Genomic DNA, 26999 nt, shown 5'->3' with positions numbered 1-26999 from the left:
TATATGTTTTTAGTTATTGTTATTGCAATTATAGTATTAATAGTATGTGCATCAAAAGGAGTTTTTTCAAAGCCTCAACCATGTAAGCACTGTGGCAAGGAGCTTAAAGGAACAGAGCAGAAACGTTTTACAGGTGTATCATTGATGGGAGCTTTATATGGAGAAACTGAAACAGCTATGCCAGAAAGCTTTGTATTATGCCAAGACTGTTTTAATAAAATACATCCCCAGTTGGTAATGTTTGCACAATCATCTTGGAAATATTCGGATTATACAAACTATCTTGAGTGGGAGGAGCAAACTAAGGAAGAGCGTTCTGCATTCAAGCCAGATATTGAGTATGGTGAGTTTAGAAGTGAACTTAAAATAGATCAAGAGAGAGGTCTTTTCAGTATTGGCTCTGGAAAGAGCGGTGGTCTTGTATTAAGATTCGAAGATTTGATTGAATATGATGTTAATTATGAGCCTAAGGAACTTAAAGAGGGCTTTTTGAATGACAAAATTATTGGCGATGAATATATAAAAATCACAACAAAGGTACCATCGTTATTATTGACAAATACATTGCATTCAGATGTAAAGTACAAAGCTAAAGTTCAGGGAATTTTAAATCCAAAATATGGATATGAGTTTTCTGATGAGTTCTACAACATAATTAGAGTTTTCTCAATTTGTGCATACTTGGCAGAGAACAAGAATAATAATGATCAAACTAGCGAAAGCAATATGCAGAATATTGGTGAGTTACAAAAAGCTCTTGCATTATTTATGTTTGATGACATCAATGAGGTAACAGAAGAAGCACTAAAACAACAGCGTAATACAATGATTAAGGCATTTCATCCAGATAACAATACTTCAAATGAGGCTTATTCGCAGAAGATTAATGCAGCATATGAATTACTTCATAGTTACATCAAGAATTAATACAACAGTATTAGTGGTAGAACTAAGATAGATTTAATTGGAGGTCTGAATGATTGCTGTATTAATTATATTCTTTGCTTCTATACTTGCAGGAATTGCATTTTTACTTAGTATAGTTGCTAAATTTATCATTTCATTACTATTAGGGTTTATTGAAGCAACAGTGAGTACCGAAATTATTTGTTTGATAATAGGATTTGTGTCATTGGTCGTTTTATATATTGCTGATGAAGCTGCAAATGTAGGCGGGAAACAATTAATAGAGAATATCTTCGGATTTTGCTTCGCACTTGCCCTTTTGATTGCACTGATTGCTCTTGCTTATGTGTTTGGTGGTTGGATTGTTGTAATGGCTGGAGGATTGTTTGCCGGAATAATGGTAGGATTATTTTCCTTCTTAATGAGCGCAATACTTATATTTGCTATTTGGCAGGAAAGTATTTATTTAAAAATGTTTGATGTGATTAAAAATAGAATAGAAAATATCTACAGTTCATAGAGGAGGAAAGATGGAAACAATAGAATCTGGAATTATAGATCAGAAAAAATATCCTATAGTTACGATGTTCAACATACTGACACTTTTGCCTCTATATGTGATATTTATAATAATGGAAGTTTTTAAGTATATCTTCAAAACTGTTACAAAGGCTAAAATAATAATAAAGATAATTGCAGTGGTAATAGGATATAGGTTTATGGCTGGGATAATTACAATTGCTCCAGCACCACTAGAGTTTTTCATGGCAACACCAAATAGAGCATTAGCCTGTGAGATGCTTGAAATAGCAGTTGATGCAACTCCATTAGTTTTTATTATTAATTATATTGCAGTTCTGATTTTTTATGCTTGTGCATATTTAGCTATTCCAATGCTAGTAGGAGAATATGTATATTCAGTTTTTATGAATATGGCAGGAACAGAAATTGAAAAAGAAAAATTTACAGAATATTCATATCTAATTGATTGGAATGAGATTGAAAAGTTCTTTAATGATATATTTGCTAAAATAAATGCAAATGCGGTGGCAGCTTATGAAGCAGATAGAAATAGATATATTTCAAAAAGTATCATTCATGTAGTCATCATGATTGTAGGAATTGTAGCTTTGTTTGGAATATGTTATATGCTTACAATAGGAAAAAATGGTCTTTATGATTATTTTTATGGTCCGGTGTCACTTTAATAATATTAGGAAAAAAGAAGTCAATATGACTTCTTTTTTTGTTACAATTTTTTACTTAACTCTTGACGAAAAAATTCAATCGTGCTATAAGTGTATTAGAACACGTAATACAGTGTCATACACACATACCTAGTAGGGGAGGTATTAGATGATTCAGTTAAACTACCGAGATTCGAAGCCTATATATGAGCAGATAAAAGACGGGCTTCGGCGCCTTGTAGTATCTGGTGCGGTAAAGCAGGATGAAAAGTTGCCTAGTGTAAGGGAGCTAGCCACCAACCTGTCAATAAATCCAAATACTATTCAGAAGGCGTATCGAGAGCTAGAGCAAGAAGGTTACATCTACACGATTGCGGGCAAGGGAAGCTTCGCTGCACAGCGAGCTGACGTTGCATCAGGGAGGAATGAAGAATTGATGAAAGAATTCGATGAGATTGTAAAAGAACTTCTGTATCTGTGCGAAGATAAGGACATCCTTATCAAACGTATTGAAGAGCTTGCGAAGGGAGGGACTGAGCATGATACAGGTAAATAACGTTACTAAAAAGTTTGGCGATTTTGCAGCCCTTGATGGGTTAAACATGCATGTTGAGCGCGGCGCCATCTACGGTCTTGTAGGTCCAAACGGCGCTGGTAAATCAACAATCATTCGCCATCTTTGCGGTGTATATAAACAGGATGCTGGTGAAATCACAATCGATGGCAAGCCAGTATATGAAAACACTGAGTTGAAAAAGATGTTCACTGTAATTCCAGATGACATTTTCTATTTCACTCAGGCTAACACCATGGATATGATGAAATTTTACAAGGACATGTATCCAAAGTTTGACGAAGTACTATTCAAGAAAATCATGGATTGCTTCCCAGCTATCAACCCAAAGAAAATGGTTCGTACACTTTCAAAGGGTATGCAAAAGCAGGTTGCATTCATGCTTTCAATTGCAGCTCGTCCAGAGCTTATGATATTGGATGAGCCTGTTGACGGTCTTGATCCTGTAATGAGACGTCAGATTTGGAGCCTTATCATGTCTGATGTTTCCGAGAATGGACTTACAGTTTTGGTCAGCTCACACAACCTTCGAGAGTTGGAGGATGTATGTGACCATGTGGGAATCATGAATAATGGAAAGATTCTCATCGAGCGTTCACTTGATGAGTTGCAGACATCCATCACAAAGATTCAAATTGCTTTTGATGGTGATATGCCTGCCCTCCCACCAGAAATAGAAGTGCTTAAGAAGATTACAAATGGACGAGTACACACACTTATTGTTAAGGGCGAGCCTAGAGCAGCAGAGCAAGCAATCGGTGCACTCAATCCACTTTTGATGGATGTACTTCCACTTACATTGGAAGAAATCTTTATTTATGAGTTGGGAGGTGAGAACTATGCAGTCAAAGACATCATTTTTTAACATGGCTTTGTTTAAGAAAAATCTTAGTAGGACTTGGATAGTAGGACTGTTATACTTCATCGCCTTATTACTCATGATTCCTATATCATTCGTGCTTACCATGGCTGATTTTGATAATTCATGGTATGTAGAATCAGGATACACACGTGAAATCATGCTATATCAGCATATGCAGTATGTGCCAAAGGCAGGACTTGCGCTTACAGTAGCCATTGTAGTCACGGGTATCACATTCTGGTTCTTATTTAACAAGCGCGACAACTACATGATGCACGCATTTCCTGTTAGCAGAAAGAGCTTGTTCTTTACAGGATTTACAACAGCATCCATTGTGAGCCTTGTGCCACTTGTAGTAAACAGCATCATCATGACAATCGTTGCCTTTGTTGAAAAGGCACCAGCTATAGATGCTATTTGGTATTGGACATTGATAGTTGCAGTTGCAACAGAACTGTTTATTTCAATAGCAGTTTTCTCAATGATGACATCAGGCCAGATTATTACAAGCGTAGTATTCTACTTCATCTTCTGTTATTTATATACACTGATGGAGGTTGCATTTAGAATCACAGCATCATTCCTGATGTTTGGTATGTCATCAGCATTGTCAGATTTAGACACAACAATGCTTACTCCAGCTTTCTTCATCAGCGCAAACTGTGGAGTAAACGCAGTAGTCGATACAGATGATTATGGCAAACTTATAGGCTTCTCATATGAATTGACTGGAGCCAAATATCTTGCTATTTACGCAGTAGCAGCAGTAGTGATTACATTCATCGCTTACATGCTTTACAAATATAAGAAGCTTGAAACAGTACACGATTTCATTGCCGTACCATTCCTTAAGCCAGTATTTACTGTTGGAATGTCATTCTTCATTTCAATGGTTGCAGGTGGATTTGTTGCAGAAATGATTAATGCGGCAAAAACACTTACATACAGCACAAAGTTTGCTATCGCTATCGTATCGGCCATTATCATCGGATGCATACTTTTCTACGCAACACAGATGATGATAGAGAAGACTGTACGAGTATTCTCAGCAAAGAAGTTTATATACTGCGCAGGTTATTCTGCAGCAGCTTTGGTAGTTCTTCTTTGTCTCAGACTTGATGTATTCAAGGTTGAGAACAAAGTGCCAAATGCAAACGACGTTGAGTGGGTAGGTTTCAACTGTGATTATGCTATGGTATTTACTGATGAAGACGAAATCGGAACAATGATTGAGCTTCACAAGGGATTCCTTGATGATAAAAAGGAGCTTCGTGATGTAAACGTGCTTTACTCAGATGTACCAGGCAACTCATTTACAATCAAATACAAGCTTAAGAATGGTAAGACTATTGTCCGTGACTACTCAGTTGTAGACACAGAATCAGAAAAGGTTAGCGCACAGTATGTTGCAGCTACAGAGCCAATCCTTGATTTTGTAAATTCACCAACCATAATCAAAGAGCACGTTATAGGCAACACTTACGATGATTGCACAATCACAGAGATGAGCTTTAGCGGCTACCTCTATGATGAAGGCATTGACGATTATTACTCTACATACGTAGATTTTGATTATCTTACAGACCGTGAGAAGCATGAAAAATTCGCAAGAGTTTACGAAGCAGTATTGAAGGACGTAGATGCCGGCAAAGTACTCACTACAAGCTTTGGCACTGACTACTACGATACCGAAGACAAACTATACAACGACTTCAGCTTCACAATCCAGAACAAGAAGACTCCATACTTCTCAGACACAGATTTCTTCTGGGGCTACGAATACTCAAGCTCGTATGTCAGATATGAGCAAAGCATCTACGTACAGCTCACACGAGACTGCACAAACACATTGCAGGCCCTCAAAGAAGAAGGCTTCTACACCGATGATGAGGAAATCCTCACATACGGCGAGTATAACCAGCGTATGGGTTATGACTACTATTAAATTGCTTACATCTTAATTCTCTATCCGATACAATTCTCTAACAGCCCCAGGGACCTCTCACCCCTGGGGCACTTTTTTTTTCAGAAAATTTGAAAAAAATTTAAAAATGCTCTAAAGTTTTGGTTGGGAGTACCGATAAATGAGTTGTAAAGAAAAGTGTATCTAGAATTAATGTGACATAAAACGACGTAAACACAGGGAGGAAAGGAGTGTGGCGATATGCGTATAGAGGCTTACAACCAGGTAGCTCAGCTCTATCAGACATCAAACACTAAAAACACATCACAGGCTGCAAAAACAAACAGCATGGGTCGCGATGAGGTTCAGATTTCATCTACTGGTCGTGATTTTAATGTTGCAAAGGCAGCAGTATCTGAGGCTTCAGATATCAGAGAGGATCTTGTAGCTGATATTAAGGCTAGAATTAAGGCTGGCACTTATGAAGTTAGCACAGAGGACTTTGCTGATAAGCTTATGTCTCAGTTTGGTTCTATTCTTTAGTTTTGTGAGGGAAAAGCGTGGCTAGTTTACTGGATGAATTGATCCTAACTATGGATGGTGAAAGGTCGAAATATGAAAAGTTAATTAATCTTAATGGAGAAAAGAAGGATTCTATTATCCATAAGAAGCTTGACGTACTTGAAGCTATTACCATTCAGGAGCAGGCCATTGCAGACTCCCTGCTTAAGCTGGAGGATAAACGCGCCCATTTATTGAGGAGTATTGCTTCGGTAATGGGACATGATGGTGAGCAGGTTACTGTTTCATGGATGATAAATAATCTGGCTAACCAACCTGTAGAGCAGGAAAAGCTTACTGTAGCACGAGATCAATTGGTAAAGGTTGCAGATGAAGTTCAGGTGCTGAATTTTCAGACTCAGAACTTGCTGAAGCAGGCAATTGAAATGGTGGAGTTTGACATTACTCTCATTAAGAGTGTAAAGCAGGCACCACAGACAGCAAATTATGGAAAAGATGCTACAACTACAGGCGAAATATTAGGTAATATACGATTTGATGCTAAACAGTAGGAAAAGGATGTCCTTAAAGTTTTAGTAAGACTTTGGAGGATAGACTATGGCTAATAGTTTTGGAAGCTTATATGTTGGGGCATCAGGCCTACAGTCAGCATCACATGGATTAAATACAACTGCAAACAACCTTTCTAACGTAAATACTGAAGGGTATGTACGTGAGCAGGTTGTTTACGAAGACAGAGATTATAGAAAAATAGGAAACGCATCGGTCAGCACACAGTACGCTGGCCTTGGTGTGCAGGTAGGAACAATCGTCCACGCTCGCGATATCTTTTTAGATAAAGCTTATCGCTCAGAGAATGGACGATATTCTTTTTATAGCGCTAGTTCAGAAGCAGTGCAGGAGGTTCAGACACAGCTTCAGGAGACCCAGGGCGAGGCTTTCAAGCAGGCAATTGCCGATTTTGAAGAGGCATTTGAGGAGTTCGCCAAGGATCCTTCTGATACAGTTAATCAGAATCTTGTATTGCAGAAGGCTAGTCTTTTTTTGTCTAGAGCTCAGGCTGTAGAGGATGGATTTGAAGATTATCAGACTATCATCAACTCAAAGATTCAGGAAGATTTGGAAACAATCAACGATATCGGAAAGAAGATAGTCGATTTAAATAAAAGAATACAGGCGATTGAAGCAGCTGGTGTTGAAAAGGCCATGGACCTTCGCGATACCAGAGATTTGCTTTTGGATCAACTTTCAGGCCTTACAAAGATGAGCTACCGTGAGGATTACAACGGTATCGTTCATGTTGAAATCGAAGGTGTTGAGTTTATCGATGAAAATAACTACTACGAAGTTGGTATTTTAAAAGATAAGAAGACAGGCTTCATCACACCTTACTGGCCTCAGCTTTCAGACATTGTAAGCGAGGATGATGAGTCTCTTAACACATATTACCCTATTTTCAACTTAGGAAATGTAAGTGCTGAAAGAGATACAGATAAAGGTGAAATCAAAGCGCTCCTTCTTGCAAGAGGAGATAGCTGGAGCAATTACCTTGGCTACTGTGATGAGAATGGCAATGCTATTTCTGCAGATGTTTACGAGGATGGAATTGCAAACTCAATCATGATGAATTCAGAGGCAGAGCTTGATACATTGATTCATAAATTGGTAGTTGATATCAACAATATCTACAGCCCACTTACATCAATGTCATCTGCATTAGGAGATGTTTCAAACGTTTCCTACACATATATCAACGAAGATGGATATCAGGTTACAGTCAACCCTACAGATGCCCAGATGAAGAACATCCAGGTTATGGATGAGGCAAACTGTTCAGTTGGATCTGATGGAGAGCTTCCACCACGTGAGTTGTTTGTAAGAAATGGTTGCAGTCGCTATACAACAGCGACAATCACTTACACAGACGCAAATAATGAAACTCAAACAAAGACGATATATCTTTACAACGAAGAGGATATTACAGACACATCAAAGTGCTACACTCTCAAATCTTTGACAGTTAACGAAGATTTGATTAAGCAGGAATCCTACATTCCACACAATGTTTACAAGGACCAGACACAGGTGGATATGGCACTTGGTCAGAATCTTAGTGCTATTTGGAACAAGACAGATTTCAACTTGAACCCAAGCGATACAACACCATGTGGATACAACGGATTCTACGTAAAGTGGATTGGCGAAATTGCAAACACAGGTAGCGTTTACTCTAGCACAGAGCAATCTCTTGAAGGCACAAAGGAAGAAATCGAATTCAGCCGTCAGGGTGTTATCGGAGTATCTTCAGACGAAGAGCTTACAATAATGATTAAATATCAGTCAGCTTACAATGCAGCTAGCCGATATATAAACGTAGTAAATGAAATGATAGAACATCTGCTTACATCTTTGTAAAGCAGGAAAGGAAATAGCTTATGTCATCAACATTCTTTGGATTGACAATTGCATCTTCTGGACTGAACACAGCGCAGGCTCAGATCAATACAACTGCAAACAATATCTCCAATGTAAATACTACTGGATATAGCAAGCAGGTTGTAAACACAGTTGCATCATCTGCACTACGAGTTTACCAGGCATATGGTACAACCGGTACAGGTGTTGAGGTTGAGTCTGTAACTCAGAGCCGTGATTTATATTACGATGAGAAATACTGGAACAACAGCACAGCTTTGGGCTTCTACGAGAAAAAGCAGTACTACATGAATCAGATTCAGGATTATTTCAATGAGACTAACAAGGAATCTGGATTCACCACTATCTACACAAAAATGTTTAACGCCATGAGCACCCTTCAGGGAAGCCCTGGTGACGATACAGTTAGAAAGCAGTTTATTTCTACTGCAAAGCAGCTTACAGAATACTTCAATCAGTTATCCACAAAGCTGCAGGATTTACAGAACTCTATCAACGATGAAATCAAGACTGCTGTTGATGATATCAACGCTGTTTCAGAAAAGGTAGCCATCCTTACAAAGCAGATTAACGTTATCGAGCAGGGCGGTGGCCGAGCAAACGAGCTTCGAGATCAGCGTTCACTTTTGATTGATAAGCTTTCAAAGATTGTTGATGTTAAGGCAGTTGAGACACCAGTTACAAATTCAAACAACCCTGATATGTACACAGGCGCAACCTACTTCCAGGTATACATCAACGGCCAGCAGCTTGTAGACACATACGAGTACAACAGACTCAAGGTTGTATCAAGAGAAACTGACCAGATGTACAATCAGTCAGATATCGATGGTCTTTACGACATTGTTTGGGAAGAGGATGGAAATGCATTTAATGCTACTCCAAGCTCAAGCGGTGGTGAGCTGAAGGCCATGTTTGAGGTTCGTGATGGAAACAACAACGAAAACTTACATGCAACAGTTTCATCTGCAACAGCAACTTCCATCACAGTTACAAACCTTAGCATTACAGATTTAAACGAGCTCAACATGCCAAAGTGTGGACAGATTAGCACAAACAACATGTTGTTTAGCTATCAGAGCTTTGACTTCACAACTGATTCAAAAGGCAATGTAGTATCTGTCACATTCAATTTGGATGATGCAGATGCCATCACAAGCGATGTGGCTAGCAAACTTGTAGGCCGTTCACTTCAGGTTGGTGATGATGTGGACTACATGGGTATCCCATATTATCAGAACCAGATGAACATGTTCCTGAGAAACTTCTGCCAGAAGTTTAATCAAATTGAGCAGAGTGGTGTTGATTTAGATGGAGAAGCAATGACAGCATTCTTTATCGCAAAGGATGATTTGGATTCCATCATCGAGCACCAGATGAGAGCCGAGCTTGTAGATACAGTAAAAGATACAGATGGAAATGTAGTATCTGTCACAGGAAAAACATTTTCAAATTCTGCTGAAACATATTATTTAATGACCGCCGGCAACGTATCTATCATCAAGGAAACTGATAAGGATGCAAGAAAGTTTGCCACAACAACACAGGAAAACTTCACATCAGGTGTTGATGCAGCAGATCTGGTAGTTGAGCTTCAGAAGCTTCAGAGTAAAACAACAATGTTCAGAGGCGGCGGTGGTGATGCATTTCTTCAGTGTATCTACGCAGATGTAACCATCGACACACAGGAATGCCAGATTTTCACAACAAACTTTACCAACATCCAGTCTTCAATTTCTCAGCAGAGAATGTCAGTAGCTGGTGTTGATGAAGATGAAGAGGCTTTGGACTTAATCAAGTTCCAAAACGCATACAACCTAGCATCTAAATGTATTTCCGTATTTTCCGAAATATATGATAGGTTGATACTTAACACGGGTGTTTAGCAATCCGAATAAATAGAACAATTTAAGTTTTTCAATGAGTTAGTAGTTATCAAGCTATCATGTTACTCAAGTGAAACATGTGTTGAACTGAGTAATATGATGCTTGAGAACGTAACTAACGGGTTAGAGGTATTAATTATGAGAGTAACTAATAAGATGATAATGAACAATTCAGCTTCGAATATTAACAGTGCTAAAGAGGTTGTTAATACTAGAAACAAGCAGATGACATCTCAGAAGAGAATTGACAAACCATCGGATGATCCTGTAATTGCCGTTCGTTCGCTGAGACTTGCAACAACATTATCACAGGTATCACAGTATTATTCAAAGAACATCCCTGATGCAAATCAGTGGCTTGATATTACTGAGACTGCTCTCATTAATATCAACGATGTTGCTACAGACTGCAAGACAATCTGCGTAGGCGGTTCTACTGACTCTTACAACAGCCAGAGCGATAGAAAGACAATGCTTACTCAGCTTGAGTCCCTTCAGAAGGCGCTTTTTGCAGAGGGCAACGCCGACTATGCAAACCGTACTGTTTTCACAGGATACAGAACAAACTCAAATCTTACATTTACAGAAGATGAGACACAGACAAAATATCGAATCAACCAAACTCTCAGCGTAGAGGATTTAATGGAAGAGCACAGATATTATTCTGGAAATGTAGTTGTTCCTACAACAGAGGCAGAGGTTATTGCACCACAGAATAATGCTGCATTGATTTCTGACATCACAGAGACAGACTATTACAGACTTCGTATAAACTACAAGGATTTAGATTCAATCGGCAGCATCAACATCAAGTATGAAGATGGAACCGAAATACCTTTCACATTTACAGAGACAAATGGTGTGTTTGATAACACTACTGCTCAGACAGATGCCGCTAGCGGATTTACACTTACAGTGTATGACAACGAGACAGACTGGGCTGAAGCAGATGCTGAAAATATAAAGCGTGTTGACGACACAAGCATTGTTGTAATCAAGGAAACTGGTGAAATCATTTTCGGCGATAAAGTTGCTTCTACAATCAAAACAAACAAGGCAGAGGTTTCAGTGCAGTACGACAAGACTGGATTCAACGAGGGTCAGCTTCGTCCAGAGTATTACTACAACTGCACCAAGATGATTGATAGCACAGGTGCAACACTTACATCCAACAATGAATACACAAAATTCGATGCAAATGGAAACGTTATCCACTTTGATATCGAATATACAATAGCTGCAAATCAGACTATCGCAATCAACACCGAGGCTTCAGATGTTTTCGACAGCTCGCTTCAGCGCGACATTGATGAAATGATGAATGCGGTACAAAGAGTTATCGCTGCATACGACAAACTTGATACAATCAAGGGAATGAAGAGTGAAACTCAGTATGCTTCTGACGAGGATCAGGAATGGCTCGACAAGTGGCAGGATGCAGCTCAGAAGGAATATGATTACTATAATAACAATATGAGAAAACTTTTTGACTCAGAAATAGGCAATATTCAGTCATATTGTGATAAAATAACATTAGCTTTAACTGATTTGGGTTGTAAGGAGCAGTCTTTAGACCTCACAAAGGTTCGAGTAGGTGATCAAAGAGAGACTGTTCAGCAGTTACAGACAGAGAATGATGATGTAGATCTATCCCAAATCATCATCGACTACACAGCAGCTTACACCGCATATCAGGCTTCGCTCACCGCAGCAGGAAAGCTGGGTGATTCGACATTACTAAATTACATCTAAAAAGGAGAAGGGATAATGCAGGTAAAAACTAGACTGTTCGGCGAAATTGAAATTGCAGAAGAAAAAATCATCAATCTCATCCATGGTCTTATTGGTTTCCCAGACATGAAGAGATACACACTCATTTTCGACGAAGAGAAGAAAGACAAAGGTAATATCATGTGGCTTCAGTCACTTGATGAGACAGACTTTGCTATGCCAGTAATGCTGCCTCACGTGGTTAAGCCAGACTATGCACCTGAGCTCAACGTTGATGCACTTGAGCAGCTTGGCGAGCTCACAGCAGACAATACTTACATGCTTGTCACAGTCAGAGTACCAAAGAACCCTAAGGAAGCATCGATTAATCTTAAGGCACCTATCATCATCAATACAGACACAAACATCGGTGACCAGATTATCATCGAGGGCAATGAGCCAGTACGCTACCTTATTCATGACGCAATACATGGAAAGGATGGTGAGTAACGATGTTGGCATTAACAAGAAAAACAGGCGACGCTATCATGATCAACAACAACATCGAGATTACAGTCCTTGAGGTTCGCGGTGATCAGGTAAAGATCGGTATTTCAGCTCCAAAGGAAGTATCTATCTACAGAAAAGAAGTATACTTAGAAATTCAAAAAGAAAACGAGGAAGCACAGGCAATCAGCATGGACGACCTGGAAGCACTCAAGAATTTACTTTAGTAATAAGGATAAATCCAGCAACTGCGGTTGCTGGATTTTTTTATTTTAGTAGGAAATTTCTCCTGCGGAGAAGTCTTTATTTAAAAAGGCCTAAATATAGCATTCTACCAAAAGTAGAGTGACAAAAATGAAAACTTGGTGCATTATAAGGGCATAGATTTTTGAATAGTGCTTGGAATTGTTAAGTGAAAAATTATTATGGATGTTTTTCACTTAAAAAGTCGTAGTGCGGTTAAGTTTATTCTAGAAAAATATAAATAAACTTAAAATAGGTTAAATAATTTGAATTAAAGTTAAGTTTATTTTTGGCAAGTATATTTTCACTTAAATAATCATGGGATTGAGTTAAGTGAATCTGACATTCTTCAGAATAAACTTAAGTAGCCTAAGAATTGGGACTGAAAAGTTAAGTAAATTTAAAAATAATTATAAATACACTTAACGGCAAGTTGGACTTTTAAGTGGAAATAATCCAAATAGAAAAACCACTTAACTTTCACCCGAGAATTATATAAGTGAAATTTGAAAATGATGAAATTCACTTAACTCACGCCCTATGTCGCCAGCAAATCATTAAAAACCTCATCAAAGAGCTACCCCAAAGGCTATCAAAAAGCCCATCAATTGAAAGCACACATCAGAACATCATCATTCTTTTCTAAGAAAAAAGAAAATTTTTTAAAATCTCTATAAACTTTAATATCCCACCGGTCGATATAGCAATTAGAAAACTAATAATTTCCCATAGTACAAGGATGTATATTGTCCAAACGGAGTTTAGAATGGGACTAAATTCCCTTGGGCGTAAGGAGGAAAACAATGAAAATAGGCGAAGTAAGTAGTGCAGTTAGCAACTACCAGGGACAGGGAAGTTCAGCAAAAGCGGCGCCAGCACAAGCAGTGCAAAAAGATAATGCTATAGTTGATTTTTCAGCTGCTGTAAAAGAAAGCAAAGCTGCTGAATTTGAGAATAGAAACTATTCTATAAACCCTGAAATCGAAGATGAGGAAAATTCTTCTAAGCAGGCATCTTCTTCTTTGAAAGAAGCTGTAGAAAAAATTAATTCTGCACAAGGAAATGCAGAGGCTGTATTTGGTATCCATGAGGGAACAAATCGCGTAATGATTAAGATGGTCGACAAAAGGACAAAGGAAGTCATTAAGGAATTCCCAGCAGAGCAGACACTTGACCTTATTGCAAAGGCATGGGAGCTTGCAGGAATCATGGTCGATGAAAAGAGATAGGAGGTAGGGTTATGCCTATTAGATTATCTGGTTTGGCTTCGGGCTTAGACACCGAGGCGATTGTAGGTGCCCTCGTATCTGCATACAGTTACAAGAAGGACAAATATGTAAAGGCACAGACAAAGCTCTCATGGAAACAGGAAGCTTGGAGCACCCTTAATAGTAAAGTATATAGTTTGTACACTAGCGTTGGTACTATGCGCTATTCTTCAAACTATACAGCAAAAAAGACTACAGTTAGCGATACTTCTAAGGCTACAGCAACAGCCAGTGGTAGCGCTATTAATGGTACGCAGACACTTAAAATTACAGAGCTTGCAAAGACTGCTTTTATCACAGGTGGAGAGCTTGATGGATCAGTTACTGGCTCATCAACTATGGTTTCACTTGGAATAAAGAACAGCAATGCATTAGATAAAGCAAGTATCGCTGTAAGAACAGGTACTAAGACTACAAACATCGAGATCGATAGCTCTATGACTATCAATCAGTTTGTAAATAAGCTTAATGAAGCTGGAGTTATTGCCAATTTCGATGAGAAGAATCAGCGTTTCTTTATCAGTTCCAAAACGTCTGGTAAGGAAGGTGATTTCTCTATTTCTGCAAATAGTTCACAGGGACTTAGCGTGTTAAATAAGCTGGGATTGATGTCTAACACTGAAATTGAGGATATCACTAAAAGCACCAGCAGCACTTTGGCTAAGAAGCTCTTTGATTTTACAACTGCAAAAAATTACTATGACCTGTCAGATACAAAGAGTCTGTTAGCAAAAATCAAGGAATATAAAAATGATTCATCAGCTACAGCAAACACTGAGTATGATGAAATTGTTTCATATATCGCAAGCGATACTGATAAATTTGGCGCAGTAGATTGGTCGACTATTTCAGAGGACGATTTATCTACATTAGCTACAAAGCTTTATAACTCTGCAACATACGACACAACAGGAACAAAGAGTACGGCTATTACAAGAACTCTTAAGTTCTCGGTTGGCGAAGGGGACGATAAAAAAGAGTACTCATTCCAGAAGAATCTTGAGGGCTGGAAAGAGTTGCTTGCAGAAATAGGTGACAGTACAGATGAAGATGTTGTTGCCCTCAGAGATTATCTGAACAAGACATTTGCAGGGGAAGTGTACAAGACAGAGACCACAGATGCTGGAATTCAAGTATTGAAGTTTGGTACTGATGGCGAAATAGATTGGTCTGAGATTGCTGGTGACTCTGATAAATTAGAAGCATTGGCAAAGCAGATTTATTCTAAATCAACATATGATATTTCTAATGATGCAACATATCAGGAGATTTCAAAGTCTATCAATGAAATCAGAGATGGGTATGTGGCAGTAGCTGAGGCAAAAGCTCTTCCGGCTACTACATCAGAAGAAATCGCAATCAGATCTGCTAAAATGCAGGCTGCTCAGGAGCAACTTGATGCTGCATTAGCTGACCCAACAAACCAAAAGTGGAAGGAATATGTAGAAACTAATTTTGGTGTAAAGAATTCAGCTTATGATAGTAGCTACAGCGACTTCTGGATTCAGAGCGATAACCTTGAGTTAGTCCAGAGTGTATTCTACAGAGTAGATTTGGCTGCTAATGTTACAGCAGGAAATATGGAGCTTGATAACTCAAATACTGCAACAAAAGTTAAAGGGCAGGATGCAAGTATCGAATTAAACGGCGTTACTTATACATCCAATACAAATTCAATCACTGTAAATGGTCTTACAATTGAGGCGATGGCGACGACTCCAGATGCAATATCTGTTACAGTTGCAAATGATACAGATGCTCTCTATGACAAGGTAAAGGATTTCCTTACATCATATAACAACTTGATGAACGAGATGCAGAAGCTTTACAATGCAGATTCTGCAAAGGACTACGAACCACTTACAGATGATGAAAAGGCAGAGATGTCTGAGACAGAAATCGAGAAGTGGGAGCAGAAGATTAAGGATTCGCTTCTTCGTAGAGATACAAGTTTGAGCGGTATCATTTCTGCAATGACAATGTCGATGATGTCAGTGTATGAGGTAAATGGTGAGAAATTATCATGGTCTACATTCGGCATCCATACACTTGGTACATTAAATGCAGAAAAGAACGAAGGCTATGCATACCATATCGATGGTGACTCAGAGGATAGCAAGACATCTGGTAATGAAGAAAAGCTCCGCGCAGCCTTAGCATCAGACCCAGATAGAGTTATAGAATTCCTTAAGCAGGTAACATCTGGCCTTTACAAGTCGCTGGATGAAAAGATGAAATCTACAGCAGTTAAATCTGTTTACACTGTTTACAATGACAAGGAAATGGCATCTGAGTACTCGAACTACAGCTCATTGATTAAGACATGGACTGATCGTGTTCAGGACATGGAAGACGCTTATTATAAGAAATTTGCCGCAATGGAGTCTGCGTTGGCTACATTACAAAGCAATTCTTCTTCAATATCATCACTATTAGGTGGTTGATAGTAAGTAATACAATATTAGATTTTTGGAGGCGGTACTATGACACCAACAAATGGTTATGATGCATACGCAAAAAACAGAATACTTACAGCTAGCCCTGCTGAGTTAACATTGATGCTATATGAAGGAGCAATCAAGTTTTGTAACATAGCAATCGTAGCTTGCGAGAATCACGATATTGAGAAAGCACACATCAATATCAGAAAGACAGATAGAATTATCGAAGAGTTTGAATTGACTCTCGATGAGAAATATCCTGTGGCAAAGGATTTCCATGCAGTGTATACTTATCTTAGGAGCTGCTTGAGACATGCCATGATCACCAAGGACCCAGCACAGCTCGAGGAAGTGCTTAAGCACCTTCGAACAATGCGAGATACTTGGAAGGATGTAATGAAGCTCACCGCCAACGGCAAGAAGCTAGACGGTACTTCAACAAATATAGCAGGTTAAAGGATGGCCCCTCACACGAGGGGCTGTCTTTATGTGGAGGGTAAGCTATACACTTGCGCTCAAGATAAAGTCTAGGAGGGAACCATGGATAACAGAGATTACGTAATAATGCTTAGAGAGTCGCTGGAAAAGAAGGCAGATATTCTTAGAGTTCTTCTTATTAGAAACAAGGAACAGGAAGCCATTCTTAAGGATCCTAATTCCACTCCAGACGATTTAGAGAAAAACATGAACATGAAGGCTGAGCTCATCGATAGAATCGTGATGCTTGACGATGGCTTCCAGCAGCTGTTCAACAGAGTGAAGGCAATCCTGGACGAGGACCGCGCTTCATATGCAGATGAAATCAAGCTTATGCAGGAGCTCATCAAAAAGGTCACAGACCTTACAGCAGATGTGGAGGCTACAGAATATCGCAACAAAGAGTACGCCAAAACTCGCTTCGCCAATGTAAAAAAAGAAGCCCGCGAAATCAAAAGATCCGGCGATGTTGTTTCATCATACTACAAGCACATGATGAGCCCACGAACCACCGCCGACCCAGCTTTTTTGGATAAGAAAAAATAAATAAGGGTGAAACACCCTCAAATTCCCCTTCCAAATCCCGCCAATTTACCTACAAATTATGAGAATATAATAGAATTTATAGCAAATTTTACAAAAATTTTGTTATAAATTTTAACAAAAATAAAAGTCTCAAGAACCCAGTAAAATCAAGGGCTCAGGGACTTTTTTCTATTGCACAAAAAATAAGAAAATTGGAACAAAATTAAAATTTTTTGCTTAAAGGGGTAAAGTTTTTTTGCCCCAGAACGATAAATAAGGTGTAAGGAACAATTGAACACAAAAACTTTACCTTACAAATCGAATTCGAATCTTTTTAAAAATCAAATTTAATAACCAGGCCAGACACGGATGTTGGGCTATCACAAAAAACGGATTTAAATGCTAAAAGGATTTAGCAGAATCTCATGGAGGAATTTATTATGGTAGTACAACACAACATGCAGGCAGCTAATGCTTCAAGAACATTGAACATTACAACTGATTCTCAGTCAAAGAGTACAGAGAAGCTTTCATCTGGATATAAAATCAACAGAGCAGCAGATGATGCAGCTGGACTTTCAATTTCTGAGAAAATGAGAAAACAGATTCGTGGTTTGACCCAGGCTTCTACAAACGCATCTGACGGTGTTTCATCAGTACAGACAGCTGAAGGTGCCCTCACAGAAGTTCACGACATGCTCCAGAGAATGAACGAGTTAGCAGTACAGGCAGCTAACGGAACAAACTCAGAGTCAGATCGTGATGATATCCAAAACGAAATTTCACAGCTTACACAGGAAATCGATAGAATTGCATCTACAACAAAGTTCAATGAGACATTCTTATTAAAGGGTGATATCGGACTTAAGAAGATGTACATTTCAGCTCATGATGCAGGTCTTGAAGGTACATTAGTACAGAATACAACAAGAGCTACATTTACAATGGAATCTCTTGAAGCTGGTGAGAAATATACAATTGGTGGCGTACAGTACACAATCGGTGCTAAGACAAAGGAAGAGGCAGCAAAGGCGCTTCACCTCGAAGATAAGCATGATGAAACCAAAGAAAATACAGAAGATGAGTGGAGTTTAACAGCTGGTGATACAATTTCAATCGACGGAAAGACATATACAATCGTTGATGGAAAAACATCAGATGTAGCTAACTCAAAAGTAACAAACGGATACCTTAACAACCTTATCGTTGCAGGTTCTACTCTTAAATATAATGGTAACGAAGTAACAATGTTTGCACAGCTTGCAACAGATGGCTCAGGTATTGATAAGGCTAATGCAACACTTATCACAGCATCAGCAGCTTATAACATGGTAGCTATCGAGCTTAAGGCAGCTTCTTCAGTAGGTGCAACAGATGGCGCAGCTGACGTTGATAAAGCTGGCGATGCTTATACATGGAAGAGAAGAGAAGTAGAGCAGACAAATGGTGTTGATACAAATACAACTACGACAATTAGCTTCTCAATTACAAAGGGCTTCGTAAACGTACAGAACTCACTTACACTTAACCTTCATGTTGGTGCTGACGCTGCAATGTCAAACAAGATTAACGTTAACATCGAAGCTATGAACTCTAAGTCAATCGGTATCAACGGACTTAACGTTTCCGATGCAACTGGTAAGGCAGCTACATACGCAATCGACGCTATCGCAGATGCAATCCAGAGAGTTTCAGCACAGCGTGCAGAACTTGGTGCTATCCAGAACAGATTAGAGCACTCAATCAAGAACCTCGACAACGTAGTTGAGAACACAGAAGCAGCAGAATCTCGTATTCGTGATACAGATATGGCTGACACAATGGTTGAGTACAGCAAGAACAACATCCTCCAGCAGGCAGGACAGTCAATGCTTGCTCAGGCTAACCAGGCTACACAGGGTGTTATGAATCTTCTTCAGTAACCTAAGGTTTGAAAACCATAAATAAAATGTCCCCACCTCTTTCACAGGGGTGGGGATGATTTTAAAAAGAAAATTGAATAGTAACTTTAAAATCGACTGCAACTCCTTCGAAAGAGGGATTTATAGAATAGAGGTAAGGCGTATGGCATATTTCACAAGAAACAAGATGTTAACAATGGTATTAGAGCTTTACACAGCAAACCATAGATTTGCACAGGGAAGTACAGGCGATGACGCAGCAGATTTACAGGTGCTCATCGGATGTCAGCAAAAAGCCTTAGTATTGGGAGAGTACCTGGAATCCATGGGAATGGATTACTCGGACATCGTTGAAAAGTTTGAAAAGTACTGCAATATGATATACGATATAAGTGAGAACTTAAGAGACACAGCATTGATTATGGATCACAAAGCCAGAATCGACATGGTTCTCAGCGATATCTTAAGTGAAATCGAAAACAGAATAATCGAAATTAGAAGTATCGATGTATATGACTTCAGAGGCTTGGTTGAAGCACCTGGCGAAAAGCTAATCGTTAGCAAGGAAATTAATCGCTTGATTGATAGCTGCCTCGGCAAGGTGGAGGGCCTCGTGGAAGGAGAGGAAATGTACAGACCACTTGTAATTGGAACATATTAATATAAATAAAGTAAGGCTCGTCAGATGACGAGCCTTTTAGTGATTAAAGGGTGGGAACAATATGAACAACAAACCTAAAACTAAATTGCTTACAATTTCACTTCTTTGCTGCGGCAGACCAGAGACAACCGAGCGTTGCCTCCAGTCCTTGATGCCAATCAGAGAGGCAATCGATTCTGAAATTCAGGTTGTAGATACAGGCTGCAGCCCAGAGACCAGAGCGGTTATTGAAAAATATGCAGATGAAGTTTTTGAATTTGAATGGTGCAACGATTTTGCCAAGGCAAGAAACTTCCAGTTGGATCAGGCCAACGGCAAGATGTTCTTGTATATAGACGATGATGAGTGGTTCCTTGACTGCAAATATATCATCGAATTTTTCCAGCAGCCAGACTGCACAACCTACAATATCGGCGGCTATTTTCAGCACAATTATCTTGATTTTGACGGCAAGGAATACCAGGATATTGAGGTTTGCCGTATGTGCTCTGTTACTCCAGAGACCCATTTTGTGGGCAAGATTCATGAGTACATCGAGCCATCCTACGGCAGGGCAATGTTTATGGATGCCAAGGCTGCCCACTTCGGATATGTGTACGCCACAGAAGAGGAAAATATCAAGCATTCCATGCGAAATGTGCCTCTCCTGCGGGAGATGATGGAGGAGGACCCGGACAATCTTCGCTGGCCATATCAGCTGGCGCAGGAGCTGAAAGCCATCAAGCAGTTTGATGAAATGTACGATGTTTGCAAGGCTGCAGCTGAAAAATCCCTGATTAAAAATGATAGTGACGATATGCGCTATCGCGGAAGCTTTATCTGCGGTATGGCAATCGCCCTTCATCAGACTGATAAGAATAAGGAGCTGGAGGAGCTTTACGAAACACAAGCAAAGAATCCAACAATCATGGAGCTCCCACTTGCCTGCCTGGCATTTTATGTTTCCACTGCATATTTTAATGAACAGAAAAATGATGAGTGCCTGTCAGCCTGCAATTATTATTTAAAGATATGCGATAAGCTTGCCAACAACAAGGCCGAGATGTTCATCCAGGGCGGCCTGTTTTCAGCTGACACTTTCGATACCACAAAGGTCAATATGGTATACTGCTTCATCATGACCATCGGAATGGAAAACGATGACTTTGGCCCGCTGGTTCATTATTACAGACGCATCGCCTGGGATTCCCCAATCGTTCGTTTGAACCGTGGCTTCATCGTCATGCTTCTTAAGAAGTGTTCGGAACTTGGTTATAAGAAGGAACTTCGCGATGTATTGAACAAGTTCTTTACATCCTCAGGCTTCCGCGACATGATTGAGTTCCACATTGATAAGGTGGCGCCAGATCTTAGCGAGCAGGAGCTTGAAAATGTAGCAGCCGCATTTAAGACCACTGACGGCGAAAAGGAAATTCGCTTATATATTGACATTCGTTTGCTGGAAAAGCAGTTTGCAGGCATCGAATATTGGGATAGCTATGATGAGCTCATTGAAGCCCTTGCAAACTACGGCAACATGACTTTGACATGGCAGCAGATGCATGACAGCTGGCTTCTTGATGAGGATGATGACAAGCCATTGAATCATTCAACAAAGCTTGGCCAGGGCTTGCAGCAGTTCATTGGTGAGGCTGATGTGGATGTGACTGCCAGCCTAAAGATTCTCAAAAATCTCTTTGGCTTTAGGCCAGCCATGACTGGTGCCCTTGGAGAATTGTCCCGCCTGTACACTATGCGTATAAAGATTCGCGATGCAAAGCGCAACGACCCAGATAAATTCAACGAAATGTATAAGCTAGAGGAGACCATCCTGGCTCAAATCGCCGAGCTTGACGCAGCCGGCCGTAGCGACGAAGCCGTGGCTACCTATAAACAGCTGGTAGGTATCCTGCAGGGCTCATATGGGGTGGATACGCTACATATATAGGACGGGCTCGTAGGGTATTGAGAGTTTACATATTTAGATGAGCTAGTAGGCTAGTAGGCGTGACTAGCGGATTAAAGGTTTGAGAACAACATGAAGATTTTGATGTATCGCTGGAAGGCGTACAATTACAAAGATATAAAGCACACATTCGAGACACTAGGATATGAAGTTGAGGAGGTTTATCAGGACCTCCTCAATTATGATGTGGATGAAGAGTTCGCAGAAAAGCTTCGAGGCATGATTAAGGCTGGAAATTATGACTTTTTCTTCACAGTGAATTATTTCCCTCTGATTTCAAATGTGTGCCAGGAGCAGGGCCTCCGCTACGTATGCTGGAGCTGCGATAACCCGCTGATTTCTATGTATCACAAGTCAGTTTTCAACGATGTGAATCGCATTTTCCTGTTTGATCTGACAAATGTAGAGGAATTCCGTGGCATGGGAGTGGAGCATGTCTACCATCTTCCCCTGGCGGTGGATTGCAACAGACTTGATTACCTGTTCGGCAACTCAACAGATTTGGGGGCCTACAAAAACGAAATCAGCTTCGTTGGCTCTCTTTATGAAAAGAATTCCTACGACAAAATGGAATACACTTTGCCAGAGTATCTCCGTGGATATTTCGAGGCAACCATGGAAGCCCAGCGTGATTTGATGGGTGTCAACATTATTGACAGGATGCTTACTCCGGAAATCCTCATGGAGCTTGAAAACTACTTTGAACTGGAGAAATCGGAAGACTCACTTTCGGATCTAAACCTAATCTTTTCAGTTACAACTTTGGGCTTCAAAATAGCTCAAAAGCAGCGCAGACGAATCCTTATCGACCTGTCAAAACACCATGACGTCAGCATCTACACCAATTCCTTCACTAGGGATTTGCTCCGGGTAAACTACAAGGGAAGCGTTGATTATTGGAGCGAGATGCCAAAGGTATTTAACAAGTCCAAAATCAACCTGAACATGACCATTCCAAATATAAAAAGTGGAGTTCCACTTCGTGTATACGATATTTTAGGAGCAGGTGGATTTTGCCTGACAAACTTCCAGGCTGAGTTGCCAATGTTTTTTGAAAATGAAAAGCATCTGGTTTGGTATTACAATAATGAGGATTTATACGACAAAGTGGATTTCTATCTAAAGCATGATAGCGAGCGAGAGCGCATTGCAGCTGCTGGACAGGAGTACGTCAGGGAAGCCTGCACCTACGAAGCCAGAATCAAGGAAATGCTAGAACAAATATAGACTAAGAGCACATCGATAAGATGTGCTTTTTTACACTCAATTTTTATAAAAACGTATTTTCACAAAAAATTTATAATTATTACACACAATTTAATTATGCACATAATAAAATCAATATAGAAATTTTTCTTTATTTTAATGACTGACTAAGGAGGTTTCTATGAGTAAGGTGCAAAAAAAGTCTAATAAAAATCTAGCTGGTGGCATTAGCCCAAAGGACAGCATTAAAACGAAACTAATTCTTTTGATGGCTGCTTTGGTGGCTGTGCCATTATTAATTTCTATCATTATCAGCTACAACAGCTCTACCTCAAAAGCAGAGGCAGATGCGTTGGAACTTTTAAATTCTAATGCACGAGTTGTTGAGGCAAAATTTGCTGAAATTGTTGAGAAAAATACATCCATGTTGGAGGCAATTGCAACTTCTCCTAGTGCGATAGTTTTTGTTGAATCCTATGGCACAGAAGGACAGGCAGTTCCGGATTCTGCGATGTTGGCCCAGCTTGACGAGTTGAATGCTTACATGAACGATGGTAACGACAGTATCATCATCAGTAAAGTCTCGGGTGATCAGCTTGTACGAACAGATAGAGCAGAACTTACAAATATATCAGACAGAGATTACTTTGTTCAGGCCGTTACCACCGGAGAACCAGCTATATCGGATGTTGTTGTCAGCAAGAGTGTTGGAAATAGAATAACAATCATTTGCGTACCAATTTACAATGAAGACCACACTCAGGTAATCGGTACAGTTCAGCGAAGCTTTGACTTAAATGTGCTTCATGAATTCCTTGCTGAAAATGTTAGCGACGGTTACATCGCTGATACAAAAGGTATGATGGTTGCTCATGCTCAGTTCGAAATCAGCCCAGAGGATGAATATGATTTAAGCTCTTTCGGTTTCGTAGAATCAACAGATACTAGTGGCCTGATTACATCAACATTTGATGGTAAAATCACATATATGTCCTGGGAACAAGAACCTATCAGCGGATACTACGTTGTAGTTTCAAAAACCAGAAATGAAATTATGGCGTCAGCAATAAGATCGGCACTTATTAATGTATTGATTGGAACTATTATGCTGATTCTTGGTATAGTTATTTCCCTTGTAGTTGCAACAAGCTTCACAAAACCAATTATGGCAGTTACAGATACCATCACAAAGCTTGCCGATGGTCGATTCAAGAAGATTGATGGATATGCAAAACGTAAAGACGAATTCGGTGAAATTGTTCGAAGCACCAATTCCGTTATCGAAAAGTTGGGAAGCATAGTTGCCGCTATTAAGCAATCGGCTTCTACAGTTACAGTTTCTTCTGAGGATTTGGCAGACATGGCAAACCAGATTGCAGCCACAACAGATACAGTTGCAAATGCAGTCCAGGAAATTGCTACAGGTGCTGTACAGCAGGCTGAGGAGATTCAGGAAGCAGCAGAAAATGTTGGCAAGATTACAGATGCAGTTGGCGGTGTTCAGTCATCCACAGATAATGTTGAAAGCTTGGCAGGCAGAATGAAGGAGGCATCACAGACATCCAGCAAATCACTTGTCAGTCTTCAGGATTCTAGTAGCGATATGACAGCTAAAATCGAGGAGATTGCCAGAACAATTTCTGCTACACAGAATGCTGTTGCAAATATCAATGAGCGCGTTGAAGGCATTTCCGGCATTGCAGCCCAAACAAACCTCCTTTCACTAAACGCTTCAATCGAGGCAGCCCGTGCTGGTGAAGCAGGTAAGGGATTCGCAGTCGTTGCAGAGGAAATCAGAAAGCTTGCTGACGATTCAGATAGTATGGCTCAGGATATTCGTACAGAGATGGATGAGCTTTTGAAGCAGGCAGAAGCAGCCGTAGAGGCAGCAAATCTTGTTAAGCAAGGCAACCTCGAGCAGCAGGAGGCTATCGGCGGCACACTTGAATCTGTAAATGGAATGCTTGAAGATATTGATGGAACAGTTGATGGTATTAGAGATATCGCAGGCGGTGCATCTACATGCGTAACCTCCAACGACGTTGTATCAGATGCTATGTCATCACTTTCAGCAATCTCAGAAGAGAATGCAGCTTCATCTGAAACTACAGGCGCATCTGTACAGGAGCTTTCCGCTACAGTTGCAAGCCTTGCTAATTCAGCTGACGATTTGAAAGACATCGCAATCAAGCTGAACCAGGAGATGGAATTCTTTAAGGACGATGCAGAATAATGGATAATCAATAATGGAAAATCCCCTGTTACATTCACAAGCCTTAGTGTTTCTCAATTCGACAACACGTCTCATTTGAGAAACCTAAGAGCTTGTGAATTACAGGGGATAACACAAAAAGCACTGGGAAACCAGTGCTTTTTATAATCCGTAATTCATCATCATACCTGAGTAAGCGCTTGACGCATATGGTGCGCTAAGTGTCTTTCCAGGATTCTTGTACTCTACAATCGATTTATCTACGTAATTCATCGGATTGATAGAGGCCTTTGATGCAGCTTTTGAAATAGAGTTCTTTAAATTGTTAAGAGTTTCAAAAGCGCTTTCTTTGTTTTCACTGTTTATCACATCGGATAAAACATCTTTGTCTAAGTACAGGTGATTCATAGAATCGCTCTGAATTCCTACTGCAGCAAGCTCGCTTGCATCATTCTTTGCAATGGAAGATATCTCATTGAAAAGTGTACGATTCTGATGAGCTTCGTTGTACTTCAATCCGATATCAAGCATTCCATTGTAGCTATCCAACAGCTGGGAGATACCATTTGAAAGAGCTTCGGTATCGTTCATAAGACCGATACTAACTTCGCCATTGGATGGTCTCTTTAAAATAAGCTCATAGGTCTTGTTTACAGTAAATGTATTGGACAATGACTGATGCGAAACTCCATTCAGTTTGAAATCTGAATTGGAAGGCTGCTGTGTCACATTGTCAATTCCAAGGATGTTCAGCTCTCTCCATGAGATTGATGATGAAATATTAAACAATGTGTTTTCATCATCCGCAACACCAGTAGACTTGGAAACAATCTGTATAGCCTTGCTTCCGGCTCTGTCATTTGAAAGTAACTTTGCGCTTAAGCCTACATCTGAAGTATTAAGCAAACGAACAATCTTATTCTGAACTGTAAGATTAGTTTCGTTCTTATTTACATTGAACTGGAACTCATATGAGTGATTTCGAATATCCAAATCAAATGAGTACTGGCCCTCTTCAAAATCATGTCCATCTGAAAGAAGGAAATTACCGGTGTTCACCTGAGGCTTTGCCAGTGCATCAACCTGGATTGTGAAATCCTCAGCGCCATCCGCACTATCGCCAACGTAAAGCACATCAACAGAATTTGGATCTGATGAAGATGCAATTCGTTTCTCTAAAACAGAAGAAATATCCTCGCCGGTAGAAGTCAAATTGGATACTGAAAGAGTCATAGCATTGGCGTGCTCTTTAATATCAATTGCAAACTGACCGATGTCCTCAGAATCATTTATCTTGTACAGAGGAGCTTCTTTGTTCGCCTTAACTATTTTGTTGTATGTGTCGCGTAGTTCGCTTTTCTTATGAGATTCGTAACGAGATCCTATGTTATTACCATAGGTCGTCATGAAATAATTATACGCAGCATCAATGCGTGCCATAAGACGCCCCTCCTTTCTTCCTTGAAAATTGAGTCATCGACAATCCTTTGTCTACGCCAGGGCAAAGATTTCGATATTTATAGTTACTATCATAATACCACAAGTCAAACTATTTGAAAACCCCATAGATTTAGAAATATTTTCAGATTATTCACAATATGTAGATGTTGGCTAGCCAAGTACGCCT

Annotated in this window: 23 protein-coding genes; 22 read left to right on the top strand and 1 reads right to left on the bottom strand. The window is 39.8% G+C overall.

Features of this window, described 5'->3' with window-relative positions; translation table 11 throughout:
• Window positions 1-3 precede the first annotated feature (3 nt).
• From E7274_RS03145 to E7274_RS03040, 22 genes are all read left to right on the top strand, one after another.
• Window positions 4-927 (top strand): hypothetical protein, encoded by a 924-nt coding sequence (locus E7274_RS03145; RefSeq protein ID WP_304173644.1) that lies wholly within the window; start codon window positions 4-6, stop codon window positions 925-927.
• A gap of 49 nt (window positions 928-976) precedes the next feature.
• Window positions 977-1426, top strand: coding sequence for a hypothetical protein (locus E7274_RS03140; protein ID WP_304173642.1), 450 nt, complete (start codon window positions 977-979; stop codon window positions 1424-1426).
• 10 nt (window positions 1427-1436) lie between these two features.
• Window positions 1437-2114: a hypothetical protein gene (locus tag E7274_RS03135; RefSeq protein WP_304173640.1), complete on the top strand. Its 678-nt coding sequence runs from the start codon at window positions 1437-1439 to the stop codon at window positions 2112-2114.
• A gap of 148 nt (window positions 2115-2262) precedes the next feature.
• Window positions 2263-2649, top strand: a complete 387-nt coding sequence (locus tag E7274_RS03130; RefSeq protein WP_033152230.1) for a GntR family transcriptional regulator — start codon at window positions 2263-2265, stop codon at window positions 2647-2649.
• A complete protein-coding gene (locus E7274_RS03125) occupies window positions 2633-3532 on the top strand; it encodes an ABC transporter ATP-binding protein (protein WP_304173638.1) in 900 nt (299 codons plus the stop codon). Before E7274_RS03130 ends, E7274_RS03125 begins: the two co-directional genes overlap by 17 nt.
• On the top strand, window positions 3507-5474 hold the full coding sequence (locus E7274_RS03120; RefSeq protein WP_304173636.1) for a hypothetical protein: 1968 nt from the start codon (window positions 3507-3509) through the stop codon (window positions 5472-5474). The genes E7274_RS03125 and E7274_RS03120 overlap by 26 nt, the downstream gene beginning before the upstream one ends.
• A 219-nt stretch (window positions 5475-5693) precedes the next feature.
• On the top strand, window positions 5694-5975 hold the full coding sequence (gene flgM / locus E7274_RS03115; RefSeq protein ID WP_033152224.1) for a flagellar biosynthesis anti-sigma factor FlgM: 282 nt from the start codon (window positions 5694-5696) through the stop codon (window positions 5973-5975).
• Window positions 5976-5992: 17 nt separating this feature from the next.
• A complete protein-coding gene (locus E7274_RS03110; protein ID WP_304173634.1) occupies window positions 5993-6505 on the top strand; it encodes a flagellar protein FlgN in 513 nt (170 codons plus the stop codon).
• 46 nt (window positions 6506-6551) lie between these two features.
• A complete protein-coding gene (locus E7274_RS03105; RefSeq protein WP_304173632.1) occupies window positions 6552-8369 on the top strand; it encodes a flagellar hook-associated protein FlgK in 1818 nt (605 codons plus the stop codon).
• A gap of 20 nt (window positions 8370-8389) precedes the next feature.
• Window positions 8390-10276 carry a flagellar hook-associated protein FlgK gene (gene flgK, locus E7274_RS03100; RefSeq protein ID WP_304173630.1) on the top strand — a complete coding sequence of 629 codons (1887 nt, stop codon included), beginning with the start codon at window positions 8390-8392 and terminating at the stop codon, window positions 10274-10276.
• Between the two features lie 138 nt (window positions 10277-10414).
• Window positions 10415-12028 (top strand): flagellin N-terminal helical domain-containing protein, encoded by a 1614-nt coding sequence (locus E7274_RS03095; RefSeq protein WP_304173628.1) that lies wholly within the window; start codon window positions 10415-10417, stop codon window positions 12026-12028.
• Window positions 12029-12043: 15 nt separating this feature from the next.
• On the top strand, window positions 12044-12496 hold the full coding sequence (locus tag E7274_RS03090; protein ID WP_044938915.1) for a flagellar assembly protein FliW: 453 nt from the start codon (window positions 12044-12046) through the stop codon (window positions 12494-12496).
• Between the two features lie 2 nt (window positions 12497-12498).
• Window positions 12499-12720, top strand: coding sequence for a carbon storage regulator CsrA (gene csrA, locus E7274_RS03085; protein ID WP_033152215.1), 222 nt, complete (start codon window positions 12499-12501; stop codon window positions 12718-12720).
• An 819-nt stretch (window positions 12721-13539) separates the two neighbouring features.
• On the top strand, window positions 13540-13965 hold the full coding sequence (locus tag E7274_RS03080) for a flagellar protein FlaG (RefSeq protein WP_304173626.1): 426 nt from the start codon (window positions 13540-13542) through the stop codon (window positions 13963-13965).
• A gap of 11 nt (window positions 13966-13976) precedes the next feature.
• Window positions 13977-16448, top strand: coding sequence for a flagellar filament capping protein FliD (gene fliD, locus E7274_RS03075; RefSeq protein ID WP_304173624.1), 2472 nt, complete (start codon window positions 13977-13979; stop codon window positions 16446-16448).
• Window positions 16449-16487: 39 nt separating this feature from the next.
• Window positions 16488-16901, top strand: coding sequence for a flagellar export chaperone FliS (gene fliS / locus E7274_RS03070; RefSeq protein ID WP_044938909.1), 414 nt, complete (start codon window positions 16488-16490; stop codon window positions 16899-16901).
• Between the two features lie 84 nt (window positions 16902-16985).
• Entirely contained in the window at window positions 16986-17468 is a 483-nt protein-coding gene (locus tag E7274_RS03065) for a hypothetical protein (protein WP_304173622.1), read from the top strand.
• A 419-nt stretch (window positions 17469-17887) separates the two neighbouring features.
• Window positions 17888-19369, top strand: a complete 1482-nt coding sequence (locus E7274_RS03060; RefSeq protein ID WP_304173620.1) for a flagellin N-terminal helical domain-containing protein — start codon at window positions 17888-17890, stop codon at window positions 19367-19369.
• Window positions 19370-19511: 142 nt separating this feature from the next.
• On the top strand, window positions 19512-20009 hold the full coding sequence (locus E7274_RS03055; RefSeq protein ID WP_044938905.1) for a hypothetical protein: 498 nt from the start codon (window positions 19512-19514) through the stop codon (window positions 20007-20009).
• A gap of 61 nt (window positions 20010-20070) precedes the next feature.
• A complete protein-coding gene (locus E7274_RS03050; RefSeq protein WP_304173619.1) occupies window positions 20071-21936 on the top strand; it encodes a glycosyltransferase in 1866 nt (621 codons plus the stop codon).
• 90 nt (window positions 21937-22026) lie between these two features.
• Window positions 22027-23181, top strand: coding sequence for a CgeB family protein (locus E7274_RS03045; protein WP_304173617.1), 1155 nt, complete (start codon window positions 22027-22029; stop codon window positions 23179-23181).
• A 160-nt stretch (window positions 23182-23341) separates the two neighbouring features.
• On the top strand, window positions 23342-25393 hold the full coding sequence (locus E7274_RS03040) for a methyl-accepting chemotaxis protein (protein WP_304173615.1): 2052 nt from the start codon (window positions 23342-23344) through the stop codon (window positions 25391-25393).
• A 141-nt stretch (window positions 25394-25534) separates the two neighbouring features.
• Here E7274_RS03040 and E7274_RS03035 read toward each other — a convergent pair whose 3' ends face one another.
• Window positions 25535-26812, bottom strand: a complete 1278-nt coding sequence (locus E7274_RS03035; RefSeq protein WP_090481920.1) for a hypothetical protein — start codon at window positions 26810-26812, stop codon at window positions 25535-25537.
• Window positions 26813-26999: the final 187 nt, after the last annotated feature.

Origin of the sequence: Pseudobutyrivibrio ruminis (assembly GCF_015057245.1) — a bacterium.
Lineage (GTDB): Bacteria > Bacillota > Clostridia > Lachnospirales > Lachnospiraceae > Pseudobutyrivibrio > Pseudobutyrivibrio ruminis_E.
This window is presented reverse-complemented; position numbering and strand designations above follow the sequence as displayed.

Bases quoted from the DNA above. Each gene is read 5' to 3' on its own strand.
- E7274_RS03145 (WP_304173644.1), top strand. From the start codon at position 4: ATGTTTTTAGTTATTGTTATTGCAATTATAGTATTAATAGTATGTGCA.
- E7274_RS03140 (WP_304173642.1), top strand. From the start codon at position 977: ATGATTGCTGTATTAATTATATTCTTTGCTTCTATACTTGCAGGAATT.
- E7274_RS03135 (WP_304173640.1), top strand. From the start codon at position 1,437: ATGGAAACAATAGAATCTGGAATTATAGATCAGAAAAAATATCCTATA.
- E7274_RS03130 (WP_033152230.1), top strand. From the start codon at position 2,263: ATGATTCAGTTAAACTACCGAGATTCGAAGCCTATATATGAGCAGATA.
- E7274_RS03125 (WP_304173638.1), top strand. From the start codon at position 2,633: ATGATACAGGTAAATAACGTTACTAAAAAGTTTGGCGATTTTGCAGCC.
- E7274_RS03120 (WP_304173636.1), top strand. From the start codon at position 3,507: ATGCAGTCAAAGACATCATTTTTTAACATGGCTTTGTTTAAGAAAAAT.
- flgM (WP_033152224.1), top strand. From the start codon at position 5,694: ATGCGTATAGAGGCTTACAACCAGGTAGCTCAGCTCTATCAGACATCA.
- E7274_RS03105 (WP_304173632.1), top strand. From the start codon at position 6,552: ATGGCTAATAGTTTTGGAAGCTTATATGTTGGGGCATCAGGCCTACAG.
- flgK (WP_304173630.1), top strand. From the start codon at position 8,390: ATGTCATCAACATTCTTTGGATTGACAATTGCATCTTCTGGACTGAAC.
- E7274_RS03095 (WP_304173628.1), top strand. From the start codon at position 10,415: ATGAGAGTAACTAATAAGATGATAATGAACAATTCAGCTTCGAATATT.
- E7274_RS03090 (WP_044938915.1), top strand. From the start codon at position 12,044: ATGCAGGTAAAAACTAGACTGTTCGGCGAAATTGAAATTGCAGAAGAA.
- csrA (WP_033152215.1), top strand. From the start codon at position 12,499: ATGTTGGCATTAACAAGAAAAACAGGCGACGCTATCATGATCAACAAC.
- E7274_RS03080 (WP_304173626.1), top strand. From the start codon at position 13,540: ATGAAAATAGGCGAAGTAAGTAGTGCAGTTAGCAACTACCAGGGACAG.
- fliD (WP_304173624.1), top strand. From the start codon at position 13,977: ATGCCTATTAGATTATCTGGTTTGGCTTCGGGCTTAGACACCGAGGCG.
- fliS (WP_044938909.1), top strand. From the start codon at position 16,488: ATGACACCAACAAATGGTTATGATGCATACGCAAAAAACAGAATACTT.
- E7274_RS03065 (WP_304173622.1), top strand. From the start codon at position 16,986: ATGGATAACAGAGATTACGTAATAATGCTTAGAGAGTCGCTGGAAAAG.
- E7274_RS03060 (WP_304173620.1), top strand. From the start codon at position 17,888: ATGGTAGTACAACACAACATGCAGGCAGCTAATGCTTCAAGAACATTG.
- E7274_RS03055 (WP_044938905.1), top strand. From the start codon at position 19,512: ATGGCATATTTCACAAGAAACAAGATGTTAACAATGGTATTAGAGCTT.
- E7274_RS03050 (WP_304173619.1), top strand. From the start codon at position 20,071: ATGAACAACAAACCTAAAACTAAATTGCTTACAATTTCACTTCTTTGC.
- E7274_RS03045 (WP_304173617.1), top strand. From the start codon at position 22,027: ATGAAGATTTTGATGTATCGCTGGAAGGCGTACAATTACAAAGATATA.
- E7274_RS03040 (WP_304173615.1), top strand. From the start codon at position 23,342: ATGAGTAAGGTGCAAAAAAAGTCTAATAAAAATCTAGCTGGTGGCATT.
- E7274_RS03035 (WP_090481920.1), bottom strand. From the start codon at position 26,812: ATGGCACGCATTGATGCTGCGTATAATTATTTCATGACGACCTATGGT.